This is a genomic window from Pseudomonas sp. FW305-3-2-15-C-LB1 (assembly GCF_058787615.1).
On record NZ_JBYSZX010000010.1, the window covers coordinates 177875 to 190701 of the forward strand.

9 protein-coding genes are annotated in these 12827 nt (G+C 62.2%); 7 read left to right on the forward strand and 2 right to left on the reverse strand.

The genetic code is table 11. The features are described from left to right. Positions 1-3: 3 nt before the first annotated feature. On the reverse strand, positions 4-702 hold the full coding sequence (gene ubiG / locus AC3WP7_RS20190; RefSeq protein WP_071489061.1) for a bifunctional 2-polyprenyl-6-hydroxyphenol methylase/3-demethylubiquinol 3-O-methyltransferase UbiG: 699 nt from the start codon (positions 700-702) through the stop codon (positions 4-6). 64 nt (positions 703-766) lie between these two features. Beyond that, positions 767-2098 carry a TRZ/ATZ family hydrolase gene (locus AC3WP7_RS20195; RefSeq protein WP_093126483.1) on the reverse strand — a complete coding sequence of 444 codons (1332 nt, stop codon included), beginning with the start codon at positions 2096-2098 and terminating at the stop codon, positions 767-769. Between the two features lie 108 nt (positions 2099-2206). Between AC3WP7_RS20195 and mtnA the strand changes: the two genes are divergently transcribed. The 7 genes from mtnA (at position 2207) to cmk (ending at position 12711) form a co-directional block, all read left to right on the forward strand. Further along, positions 2207-3283 (forward strand): S-methyl-5-thioribose-1-phosphate isomerase, encoded by a 1077-nt coding sequence (mtnA, locus tag AC3WP7_RS20200; RefSeq protein WP_102593036.1) that lies wholly within the window; start codon positions 2207-2209, stop codon positions 3281-3283. 303 nt (positions 3284-3586) lie between these two features. Further along, positions 3587-6241, forward strand: a complete 2655-nt coding sequence (gene gyrA / locus AC3WP7_RS20205; protein WP_010211963.1) for a DNA gyrase subunit A — start codon at positions 3587-3589, stop codon at positions 6239-6241. Between the two features lie 243 nt (positions 6242-6484). Continuing rightward, entirely contained in the window at positions 6485-7570 is a 1086-nt protein-coding gene (gene serC, locus AC3WP7_RS20210) for a 3-phosphoserine/phosphohydroxythreonine transaminase (RefSeq protein ID WP_071489064.1), read from the forward strand. Continuing rightward, the gene (gene pheA, locus AC3WP7_RS20215) at positions 7570-8664 is read left to right on the forward strand and encodes a prephenate dehydratase (protein WP_003172650.1); all 1095 of its coding nucleotides are present in this window, start codon (positions 7570-7572) and stop codon (positions 8662-8664) included. The genes serC and pheA overlap by 1 nt, the downstream gene beginning before the upstream one ends. A gap of 9 nt (positions 8665-8673) precedes the next feature. Beyond that, entirely contained in the window at positions 8674-9786 is a 1113-nt protein-coding gene (hisC, locus tag AC3WP7_RS20220) for a histidinol-phosphate transaminase (protein ID WP_102593035.1), read from the forward strand. Between the two features lie 28 nt (positions 9787-9814). Further along, complete coding sequence (locus tag AC3WP7_RS20225) at positions 9815-12025, forward strand: bifunctional prephenate dehydrogenase/3-phosphoshikimate 1-carboxyvinyltransferase (protein WP_256579952.1); 2211 nt, start codon at positions 9815-9817, stop codon at positions 12023-12025. Then, positions 12022-12711 carry a (d)CMP kinase gene (cmk, locus tag AC3WP7_RS20230; RefSeq protein WP_003172653.1) on the forward strand — a complete coding sequence of 230 codons (690 nt, stop codon included), beginning with the start codon at positions 12022-12024 and terminating at the stop codon, positions 12709-12711. Before AC3WP7_RS20225 ends, cmk begins: the two co-directional genes overlap by 4 nt. Positions 12712-12827 lie beyond the last annotated feature (116 nt).

Genomic DNA, 12827 nt, shown 5'->3' on the forward strand with positions numbered 1-12827 from the left:
GGCTCACTCCTCGCGCAGGGTCTGGATCATGTAGTTGACGTCAACATCGTTGGCCAGCTTGTAGTGCTTGGTCAGCGGGTTGTAGGTCAGGCCGATGATGTCCTTGACGGTCAGCCCGGCCTGGCGGCTCCACGCACCCAGCTCGGACGGACGGATGAATTTCTTGAAGTCATGGGTGCCGCGCGGCAGCAGCTTCATGATGTATTCGGCGCCGATGATCGCGAACAGGTAAGCCTTGGGGTTGCGGTTGATGGTGGAGAAGAACACCTGGCCGCCGGGCTTGACCATGCGGAAGCAGGCGCTGATCACCGAGGACGGGTCGGGCACGTGTTCCAGCATTTCCAGGCAGGTGACCACGTCGAACTGCTCGGGCATCTCTTCGGCCAGGGCTTCGGCGGTGATCTGGCGGTATTCCACGCTCACCCCGGACTCCAGTTGATGCAATTGGGCCACGGCCAAGGGCGCTTCGCCCATGTCGATGCCCATCACAGTCGCGCCGCGTTGGGCCATGGCTTCGCTGAGGATGCCGCCGCCGCAACCGACGTCCAGTACTTTTTTGCCGGCCAGGTTGACGCGTTCGTCAATCCAGTTGACCCGCAGCGGGTTGATGTCGTGCAAAGGCTTGAACTCGCTTTCGCGGTCCCACCAGCGGTGAGCCAGGGCTTCGAATTTGGCGATTTCGGCGTGGTCGACGTTGCTCATGGTGAATCCTCTGAATCTGATAAATCGGTTTGTCGGTCTTGAACGCCAGGGTTCAAGGCCGTCGTTATTCGCTGTGCCCGCTGATGCGTTGGCCCCAGGCGATGGCCGTGGCGGTCAACTGTTGTTCATCCATGCGGGTCAATTGCCGGTCGTCGAGCAATTGCTTGCCAGCGACCCAAAGGTGTTTCACGCAATCGCGTCCGGTGGCATATATAAGCTGTGAGACCGGATCATAGATCGGTTGTTGCGCCAGCCCCGACAGATCGAAAGCAACGATATCCGCCGCCTTGCCGACTTCCAGCGAGCCGATCTCGCTTTCCAGGCCCATGGCTCGCGCGCCATTGAGGGTGGCCATGCGCAGGGCGCGATGGGCATCGAGTGCGGTGGCCGAACCGGCGACGGCCTTTGCCAGCATCGCCGCCGTGCGCGTTTCGCCCAACAGGTCAAGGTCATTGTTGCTGGCGGCGCCATCGGTGCCGATGGCCACATTCACGCCAGCCTGCCACAGACGCTCCACCGGGCAAAAGCCGCTGGCCAGTTTCAGATTGGATTCCGGGCAATGGATGACGCTGGTGTTGCTTTCTACCAGCAAAGCCAGGTCGTCCTCGCTGATTTGGGTCATATGAACGGCCTGGAAGCGCGGGCCCAGCAGCCCCAGGCGCCCCAGGCGCGCCAGCGGGCGCTCGCCGGTCTGCTCGACCGCTTGCTGCACTTCGAAGGCGGTTTCGTGAACATGCATATGGATCGCGGCGTCCAGCTCTTCGGCGATCACCCGGATTTTTTCCAGGTTGTCATCGCACACGGTGTAAGGCGCGTGGGGGCCAAAGGTGATCTTGATGCGCGGGTGGTGCTTGAGGTCGCCGAACAGCTCGACACCCTGGCGAATCGCCTCGTCGGCACTGCCGGCGCCGGGGATCGGGAAGTCGAGGATCGGAATCGCGATCTGTGCGCGCATGCCGCTGTTGTGCACGCAGTCGCTGGCGACCTTGGGGTAGAAGTACATGTCGGAGAAGCAGGTGATGCCGCCCTTGAGCTGTTCGGCGATGGCCAGGTCGGTACCGTCACGCACGAACGCTTCATCGACCCACTTGGCTTCGGCGGGCCAGATGTGTTTTTCCAGCCAGGTCATCAGCGGCAGGTCATCGGCCAGGCCGCGAAACAGGCTCATCGCCGCGTGCCCGTGGGCGTTGACCAGGCCGGGGCTGAGCAACATGCCCGGCAGTTCGCGGGTCTCCTTGGCGGTCAGCTTCAACGCCGCCTGGCGAGGGCCGATAAACGCAATGCGCCCATCGCGGATGCCCAGGCCGTGTTCCTTGAGCACCACGCCGGCGGGTTCGACAGGTACCAGCCAGGTCGGCAGCAACAGTAAGTCGAGCGGGGCGGCAGTGGCAGTCATCGCAGGCTTCTTCCCAGGCAGCTATAAAAGAAGGGCGAAGTATACCCGAGCGTCCTGGCTGGCGGATCGCTATAATCGGCGGCTTTGTTTATGAGTGCGGAGTAAGGGATGCGCGATCGACTGTTGGCAGCGGAGAAAGTGAAGGCCATCGATTGGCGTGATGGCGCACTGTACCTGCTTGATCAGCGTGCCTTGCCGTCCCGGGAAAGCTGGGTGGCCTGCGTGACGGTCGATGCAGTGGCTGCAGCCATTCGCTCGATGGTAGTGCGCGGTGCACCGGCCATCGGCATCAGCGCCGCATATGGCCTGGTGCTGGCCGCCCGCGAGCGGATCGCCGAGGGCGGTGACTGGCAGGCAGCGTGGGAAGAAGACTACGCATTGTTAGCCGATGCCCGCCCCACCGCGTCGAACCTGTTCTGGGCCTTGAAGCGCATGCGTGACCGGCTCGACCGCGTCAAAAAGCACGCCGACCCTATGGCGGTGCTGGAAGCGGAAGCCATCGCCATCCATGAGAGTGACCGCGAAGCCAACCTGACCATGGCCCAGCTGGGCGTCGAGCTGATCCGCAAGCACCAGGGCAACGCCCAGGCCATCCTCACCCACGGCAACGCTGGCGCCCTGGCGACCGGCGGTGTCGGTACGGCGCTCGGGGTGATTCGCGCGGCCTACCTCGAAGGCATGGTCGAGCAGGTCTACGCCAATGAAACCCGGCCCTGGCTGCAAGGCTCGCGGCTGACCGCCTGGGAGCTGGCGGGCGAGGGCATCCCGGTGACGGTGAATGCCGACTCGGCCGGTGCGCATATCCTCAAGACCAAAGGCGTGACCTGGGTGATTGTCGGCGCCGACTGCATTGCCGCCAACGGCGATGTGATCAGCAAGATCGGCACTTACCAGTTGGCCGTGTGTGCGATGCACCACGGCGTGCGTTTCATGGTGGTGGCGCCGAGTTCCACCCTGGACCTGATGATGGCCACTGGCGATGATGTTGCCCTGGAAGAGCGCGATGCCGGTGAGTTGCTTGAAGTCGCCGGCCAGCGCTTCGCGGCCGATGTGGCGGCCTTCAATCCGGTGTTCGACGTGACCCCGGCCGACCTGATCGATGTGATCGTGACCGAAAAAGGCGTGGTCGAACGGCCGGACACCGCCAAGCTGGCCAGGTTGATGTGTCGTAAGCGCTTGCATTAAGCCAATTTGCCCCCGAAATCGGGCTTGGTTCCAGCTCTGAGCCCCTCTCGTCGCCCTCAAGCCTGTCATCCGTCAACTTACTATGCTCCATGCGCATCAGGGGGATAGGTGCGTGGCGGCGATTGTGATAACATCCGGCGGTTTCCAGGGCTGCCCCGAGGGGTGGCCTATAACGTGCAGATCCGTGTCATAACTCGTTGATTTGTCGTAAGTCGTTGTCAGGCACTCTGCCGGCAGCGGCGAGCTTCGTTCGTCCCATATGGATGTGACGAGGTTTCACCCGAAAAAGGAATCAGGCTTCTCATGGGCGAACTGGCCAAAGAAATCCTCCCGGTCAATATCGAAGACGAGCTGAAACAGTCCTACCTCGACTACGCGATGAGCGTAATTGTCGGTCGGGCACTGCCTGATGCGCGCGATGGCTTGAAGCCCGTGCACCGGCGTGTGCTGTTCGCGATGAGCGAGCTGGGTAACGACTGGAACAAGCCGTACAAGAAATCTGCCCGTGTTGTCGGTGACGTGATCGGTAAGTATCACCCTCACGGCGACACTGCGGTGTACGACACCATCGTTCGGATGGCCCAGCCGTTTTCCCTGCGTTACCTGCTGGTAGACGGCCAGGGCAACTTCGGTTCGGTCGACGGCGACAACGCCGCGGCCATGCGATACACCGAAGTGCGCATGACCAAGCTGGCGCACGAGCTGCTGGCCGACCTGCATAAAGAAACCGTGGACTGGGTGCCGAACTACGACGGCACCGAAATGATCCCGGCCGTCATGCCGACCAAGATCCCCAACCTGCTGGTCAACGGTTCCAGCGGTATCGCCGTGGGCATGGCGACCAACATCCCGCCGCACAACCTCGGTGAAGTCATCGACGGTTGCCTGGCCCTCATCGACAACCCCGAGCTGACCGTCGATGAGCTGATGCAATACATCCCCGGCCCGGACTTCCCGACCGCCGCGATCATCAACGGTCGCGCCGGCATCATCGAAGCCTATCGCACCGGTCGCGGCCGCATTTACATGCGTGCCCGCTCGATCATCGAAGACATCGACAAGGTCGGTGGCCGCCAGCAGATCGTCATCACCGAGCTGCCTTACCAGCTGAACAAGGCACGTCTGATCGAGAAGATCGCCGAGCTGGTCAAAGAGAAGAAGCTCGAAGGCATCACCGAGCTGCGCGACGAGTCCGACAAAGACGGTATGCGCGTGGTGATCGAGCTGCGTCGTGGCGAAGTGCCTGAGGTGATCCTCAACAACCTCTACGCCCAGACCCAGCTGCAAAGCGTGTTTGGTATCAACGTGGTTGCACTGATCGATGGCCGCCCGCGCATTCTGAACCTCAAGGACCTGCTGGAAGCCTTCGTGCGTCACCGTCGCGAAGTGGTCACCCGCCGTACCGTGTTCGAACTGCGCAAGGCCCGCGAGCGCGGCCACATCCTGGAAGGCCAGGCAGTTGCGCTGTCGAACATCGACCCGGTGATCGCTCTGATCAAGGCCTCGCCAACCCCGTCGGAAGCCAAGGAAGCGTTGATCAGCACCCCTTGGGAATCCAGCGCCGTGGTGGCGATGGTTGAACGTGCCGGCGCCGACTCGTGCCGTCCGGAGACCCTGGACCCGCAATACGGTCTGCGTGAAGGCAAGTACTTCCTGTCGCCGGAACAGGCCCAGGCCATCCTGGAACTGCGCCTGCACCGCCTGACTGGCCTGGAGCACGAGAAGCTGCTGGCCGAGTACCAGGAGATCCTCAACCAGATCGGCGAGTTGATCCGCATCCTCAGCAGCGCCGTGCGCCTGATGGAAGTGATCCGCGAAGAACTGGAAGTGATCCGCGCCGAATACGGCGATGTGCGTCGCACCGAGATTCTCGATGCACGTCTCGACCTGACCCTGGGTGACATGATCCCGGAAGAGGAGCGCGTGGTGACCATCTCCCACGGTGGCTACGCCAAGACCCAGCCGCTGGCTGCGTACCAGGCCCAGCGTCGTGGTGGTAAAGGTAAATCGGCTACCGGCGTGAAGGATGAGGACTACATCGCTCACCTGCTGGTTGCCAACAGCCACACCACGCTGCTGCTGTTCTCCAGCAAGGGCAAGGTGTACTGGCTCAAGACCTACGAAATCCCGGAAGCGTCCCGTGCCGCCCGTGGTCGCCCACTGGTCAACCTGCTGCCGCTGGACAGTGATGAATACATCACCACCATGCTGCCGGTCGAGGAATACACCGAAGGTCACTTCATCTTCATGGCCACCGCCAAAGGCACCGTGAAGAAGACCCCGCTGGAATCCTTCAGCCGCCAGCGCAGCGTGGGCCTGATCGCCCTGGAGCTGGACGAAGGCGACGTGCTGATCTCCGCCGCCATCACCGACGGCGAGCGTGAAGTCATGCTGTTCTCCGACGGCGGTAAAGTAACGCGCTTCAAGGAATCCGACGTTCGTGCCATGGGCCGTACCGCCCGCGGTGTGCGCGGCATGCGCCTGCCGGAAGGGCAGAAGCTGATTTCGATGCTGATCCCGGAAGAAGGCAGCCAGATCCTCACCGCTTCCGAGCGTGGTTATGGCAAGCGCACCGCCATCAGCGAGTTCCCGGAGTACAAGCGTGGCGGCCAGGGCGTGATCGCCATGGTCAGCAACGACCGCAACGGCCGTCTGGTCGGTGCGGTGCAGGTGCTCGACGGCGAGGAAATCATGCTGATCTCCGACCAGGGCACCCTGGTACGTACCCGTGTGGCTGAAGTGTCGAGCCTGGGCCGTAACACCCAGGGCGTGACCCTGATCAAGCTGGCCAAGGACGAAAAACTGGTCGGCCTGGAGCGTGTCCAGGAGCCATCGGAAGTCGAAGGCGAAGAGCTGGAAGGCGAGGAGTTTGAAGGCGAGGTGATCGCAGCAGGCGATGACAACGTCGACGAGCCAACCCTCGACGCTGCCGCAGACGAAGAAGAACCGCAGGAATAAGCGGACACACAGGGGGCGGATGAAGATTCGCCCCCTTGTTGTTTGTCCCTTATGAAATAACACGTCCTTTGGCTGGACGCGGTCAATGTGGGAGCTGGCTTGCCTGCGATGGCAGCGCCGCGGTATCACTGCGCTACCGAGGTGCCCTTATCGCAGGCAAGCCAGCTCCCACAAGGGTTCGCTCCAGAGAAAGGTTGTTACTGAACATGATTGCAGCCCCACCAGATCAGAGTGAGATTGGATGTGAGCAAGAGAGCCTATAACTTCTGTGCCGGTCCCGCGGCGCTTCCTGAAGCAGTCCTGCAGCGTGCGCAGGGTGAACTCCTCGACTGGCATGGAAAAGGCCTCTCCGTGATGGAAATGAGCCATCGCAGCGATGAGTTCGTGTCCATCGCCACCAAGGCCGAGCAGGATCTGCGCGACTTGCTGGACATCCCTTCCAACTACAAAGTGCTATTCCTGCAGGGCGGCGCCAGCCAGCAATTCGCCCAGATCCCGCTGAACCTGCTGCCGGAAGACGGCACTGCCGACTATATCGACACTGGTATCTGGGGCCAGAAGGCCATTGAAGAGGCTTCCCGTTACGGTCACGTCAATGTGGCGGGCACCGCCAAGCCTTACGACTATTTCGCCATTCCGGGTCAGAACGAGTGGAAGTTGTCGAAGGACGCTGCCTACGTGCACTACGTGGCCAACGAAACCATTGGCGGCCTGGAGTTCGATTGGGTGCCGGAAGTGGGCGACGTGCCGCTGGTGTGCGACATGTCCTCGGACATCCTCTCGCGTCCTATCGACGTGTCCCGGTACGGCATGATCTACGCCGGTGCCCAGAAGAACATCGGCCCGAGCGGCATCCTGGTCAACATCATCCGCGAAGACCTGCTGGGTCGCGCCCGTTCGCTGTGCCCGACCATGCTCAACTACAAGGTCGCAGCCGATAACGGTTCGATGTACAACACCCCGCCGGCGTTCGCCTGGTACCTGTCCGGCCTGGTGTTCGAGTGGCTGAAAGAGCAGGGCGGTGTCGCTGCGATGGGCAAGCTGAACGAAGAGAAGAAGCGTGTCTTGTACGACTTCATCGACGCCAGCGGCCTGTACAGCAACCCGATCAACCTGACCGACCGCTCTTGGATGAACGTGCCGTTCCGCCTGGCTGACGACCGCCTGGACAAGCCGTTCCTGGCCGGTGCCGACGCGCGTGGCCTGCTAAACCTCAAGGGTCACCGCTCGGTGGGTGGCATGCGCGCCTCCATTTACAACGCCGTCGACATCCACGCGATCAACGCGCTGGTTGCCTACATGGCAGAGTTCGAAAAGGAACACGGCTAATGTCTGAGCAAGAACTCAAGGCCCTGCGTGTACGCATCGACAGCCTGGACGAGAAAGTCCTGGAGCTGATCAGTGAGCGCGCGCGGTGCGCCCAGGAAGTGGCAAGGGTGAAGATGGCGTCCCTGGCCGAAGGCGAAGTGCCGGTGTTCTATCGGCCCGAGCGTGAAGCCCAGGTGCTCAAGCGTGTGATGGAGCGCAACAAGGGGCCGCTGGGCAACGAAGAGATGGCGCGGTTGTTCCGTGAAATCATGTCCTCGTGCCTGGCGCTGGAGCAGCCGCTGAAAGTGGCCTACCTCGGCCCGGAAGGCACCTTTACCCAGGCGGCGGCCATGAAGCACTTCGGCCACGCGGTGATCAGCAAGCCAATGGCAGCGATCGACGAAGTGTTCCGTGAAGTGGCGGCCGGTGCGGTGAACTTTGGCGTGGTGCCGGTGGAAAACTCCACCGAAGGCGCGGTCAACCACACGCTGGACAGCTTCCTCGAGCACGACATGGTGATCTGTGGCGAAGTCGAGCTGCGCATCCACCACCACCTGCTGGTGGGTGAGAACACCAAGACCGACAGCATCAGTCGCATCTACTCCCACGCCCAGTCGCTGGCCCAGTGCCGCAAGTGGCTGGATGCGCATTACCCGAATGTCGAGCGCGTGGCGGTCTCCAGCAACGCCGAAGCCGCCAAGCGGGTCAAGGGTGAGTGGAATTCGGCAGCCATCGCTGGCGATATGGCGGCGGGTCTGTACGGCCTGACGCGCCTGGCCGAGAAAATCGAGGACCGCCCGGACAACTCCACGCGCTTCCTGATGATCGGCAGCCAGGAAGTACCGCCGACCGGTGACGACAAGACCTCCATCATCGTGTCCATGAGCAACAAGCCCGGCGCACTGCATGAGCTGCTGGTGCCGTTCCACGACAACGGGATTGACCTGACGCGCATCGAGACTCGTCCTTCGCGCAGCGGTAAATGGACTTATGTGTTCTTTATCGACTTCATCGGCCATCACCGCGACCCACTGGTCAAGGGCGTGCTCGAGAAAATCAGTCAGGAAGCCGTGGCACTCAAGGTGCTGGGCTCTTACCCGAAAGCGGTTTTGTGAGGCTTTAACATGAGTGGCAACTTCCTCGCCCTGGCGCAGCCGGGCGTGCAACAACTGTCGCCTTACGTTCCGGGCAAGCCTGTGGACGAGCTGGCGCGTGAGTTGAACCTGGATCCTTCGAAAATCGTCAAGCTGGCGAGCAACGAGAACCCGCTGGGCCCTAGCCCCAAAGTCCTGGCGGCGATCCGTGAAGAGCTGGCTGAGCTGACCCGGTATCCGGACGGCAACGGCTTCGCGCTCAAGTCGTTGCTGGCGGAAAAATGCCGCGTCGAGCTGAACCAGGTGACCCTGGGCAACGGTTCCAACGACATTCTCGAGCTGGTCGGCCGTGCCTACCTGGCGCCGGGCTTGAACGCGGTGTTCAGTGAGCACGCCTTCGCGGTCTATCCGATCGTGACCCAGGCCGTCGGTGCCGATGCGCGCATCATTCCGGCGAAGGATTGGGGCCATGACCTGCCGGCCATGCTGGCAGCCATCGATGCCCGGACCCGCGTGGTGTTCATCGCCAACCCGAACAACCCGACCGGCACCTGGTTCGACGCCCAGGCGCTGAACGACTTCCTGCAAGACGTGCCCGAGCACGTGCTGGTGGTGCTGGACGAGGCCTACATCGAGTACGCCGAAGGCAGCGACCTGCCGAACGGCCTCGATTTCCTGGCCGCGTACCCGAACCTGCTGGTGTCGCGCACCTTCTCCAAGGCTTACGGCCTGGCATCGCTGCGCGTGGGCTACGGCCTGTCCACTGCGGTGGTTGCCGATGTGCTGAACCGCGTGCGCCAGCCGTTCAACGTCAACAGCCTGGCTCTGGCAGCGGCCTGTGCGGCGGTGAAGGATACCGAGTACCTGGAGCAAGGTCGTTGTATCAACGAAAGCGGCATGCTGCAGTTGCAGGAAGGCTTCCGCGAGCTGGGCCTGGGCTGGATTCCGTCCAAGGGTAATTTCATCTGCGTCGACCTCGGTCAGGTGGCCGCTCCGGTATTCCAGGGCTTGTTGCGTGAAGGTGTGATCGTGCGTCCGGTGGCCAACTACGGCATGCCGAACCACCTGCGCATCACCATCGGTCTGCCGGCTGAAAACAGTCGCTTCTTGGAGGCGCTGGCCAAGGTTCTGGCTCGTGGTTGATGTCACTGCATTGCAACCTGCTGTGCCTATGATCGGTCGCCTGGTGGTGGTCGGCCTGGGGTTGATCGGCGGCTCCTTCGCCAAAGGCCTGCGTGAAAGCGGGCTGTGTGGCGAAGTGGTCGGTGTGGACCTGGACCCGCAATCGCGCCAGTTGGCGGTCGAGTTGGGCGTGGTGGATCGCTGTGAAGCGGACCTGGCGCTCGCCTGCCGGGGCGCGGATGTGATCCAGCTGGCCGTGCCGATCCTGGCCATGGAGAAATTGCTCGCCGTGTTGGCGGGCATGGACCTGGGCCGGGCGATCCTGACGGACGTCGGCAGTGCCAAAGGTAATGTGGTGCGCGCGGCGCAGCAGGCGTTTGGTGGCATGCCGACGCGCTTCGTGCCGGGTCATCCGATTGCCGGTTCGGAGCAAAGCGGGGTGGAGGCGTCGAATGCGCAGCTGTTCCGTCGGCACAAAGTGATCCTGACGCCACTTGCGCAAACCGATCCGGCGGCGCTGGCGGTGGTGGATCGCCTATGGCGCGAGTTGGGTGCGGATGTCGAGCACATGCAGGTCGAGCGTCACGACGAAGTGCTGGCCGCGACCAGCCATCTGCCGCATTTGCTGGCGTTTGGCCTGGTGGATTCTTTGGCCAAGCGCAACGAGAACCTCGAGATTTTCCGTTACGCCGCCGGTGGCTTCAGCGACTTCACGCGGATTGCCGGCAGCGACCCGGTGATGTGGCACGACATCTTCCTCGCCAATCGCGAAGCGGTGTTGCGCACCCTGGACACCTTCCGCAGCGACCTCGACGCCTTGCGCGATGCGGTCGACGCCGGGGATGGCCATCAATTATTGGGCGTGTTCACCCGTGCGCGGGTGGCGCGTGAGCATTTCAGCAAGATCCTGGCGCGCCGGGCGTATATGGAAACCGCTGTGAACGCTGATGACCTGACCTTCCTCGCTAGCCCGGGCGGCCGCTTGAGCGGAAGCATTCGGGTGCCGGGCGACAAGTCGATTTCTCATCGCTCGATCATGCTCGGTTCGTTGGCTGAGGGTGTGACGGAAGTCGAAGGTTTCCTCGAAGGCGAGGACGCCCTGGCGACTTTGCAGGCGTTTCGCGACATGGGCGTGGTGATTGAAGGGCCGCACCATGGGCGCGTGACCATCCACGGCGTGGGGCTGCATGGTTTGAAGCCCGCACCGGGGCCGATCTATCTCGGAAACTCGGGCACCTCCATGCGCCTGCTGTCCGGTTTGCTGGCTGCGCAGAGCTTCGACAGCGTGCTGACGGGCGACGCTTCCCTGTCCAAGCGTCCGATGAACCGCGTGGCCAAGCCGTTGCGGGAAATGGGTGCGGTGATCGAGACCGGCCCGGAAGGGCGTCCGCCCCTGACTATCAGGGGTGGTCAGGTGCTCAAAGGTTTCGATTATTCGATGCCGATGGCCAGTGCGCAGGTTAAATCCTGCCTATTGCTGGCCGGGCTTTACGCCGAGGGCAAGACCTCGGTGACCGAGCCTGCGCCGACCCGTGATCATACCGAGCGCATGTTGCGCGGTTTTGGATATCCGGTTGATGTGGTAGGGGGCAAGGCGTCGGTTGAGTCGGGCCATGCGTTGGCTGCAACACATATTGAAGTGCCGGGGGATATTTCCTCTTCGGCGTTTTTCCTGGTGGCGGCTTCGATTGCCGAAGGCTCCGAGTTGTTGCTGGAGCACGTGGGTGTCAACCCGACCCGCACCGGCGTGATCGACATTCTGCGGCTGATGGGGGCGGACATTACCTTGGAAAATCCGCGTGAAGTGGGTGGCGAGCCGGTGGCTGACCTGCGCGTACGTGCCGCGGCGTTGAAAGGTATTGAAATTCCCGAGGCACTGGTGCCTTTGGCGATCGACGAGTTCCCGGTGCTGTTCGTTGCGGCGGCCTGTGCCGAAGGGCGGACCGTGTTGCGCGGCGCCGAAGAGCTGCGCGTGAAGGAATCCGACCGTATTCAGGTCATGGCCGATGGTCTGCTGGCACTGGGCGTGACGTGTGAACCGACCCCTGATGGGATTATCATTGACGGTGGCCCGATGGGTGGCGGTGACGTACATGCCCATGGCGATCACCGGATTGCCATGGCATTCAGCGTGGCTTCCCTACGGGCGGCGGCGCCGATTCGTATCCGTGACTGCGCCAATGTTGCTACGTCTTTTCCGAACTTTCTTACACTGTGTGCCCAAGTCGGCATCCGTGTTGCCCAAGAGGCTCAATTGTGAATATCAAAGCACCGGTGATTACCATCGACGGGCCAAGCGGCTCGGGCAAAGGCACGATCGCCGGCATCCTGGCCAAGCGCCTGGGCTGGTGCCTGCTGGATTCCGGCGCGCTGTACCGCCTGCTGGCATTCGCCGCACGCAACCATGGCGTCGACCTGACCAACGAAGAATCCCTGAAGCTGCTGGCGGCGCACCTCGATGTACAGTTCGTCGGCGCGACGGAAGGGCATCCCCAGCGCATCATCCTTGAAGGGGACGATGTGACCGATGACCTGCGCAATGAGCAAGTTGGCTCCTGGGCCTCTCAGGTTGCCGCGCTGCCAGCGGTGCGGGACGCATTGTTGCAGCGCCAGCGGGCTTTCCAGGAGCCGCCGGGCCTGGTGGCCGATGGCCGCGATATGGGAACCGTGGTGTTTCCCGAGGCGCCATTGAAGATTTTCCTGACCGCCAGCGCCGAGGAGCGGGCTCGCCGCCGCTACTTGCAGTTGAAGGGCAAAGTCGATGGTGTTAGTCTGTCGAGTCTGCTAGATGAGATCCGTGCACGCGATGAGCGTGATACCCAGCGCGCAGTAGCCCCGCTCAAGCCGGCGGCTGATGCCATACAGCTGGATTCCACGGAGCTGTCCATCGAGCAGGTGCTGGAACGCATCTTGAGCGAGATCGCCATTCGCGATATCGCCGGGTGACCAAGAAGGCCGCAGGGGACCAGTCATAGTCCTGTGGTGCTTCTTTTAATTGAAACTGACCCACACCGTCTGGGGTGTGGAGATGGGCGTATTCTTCGCCCTTATCAACAGGAATT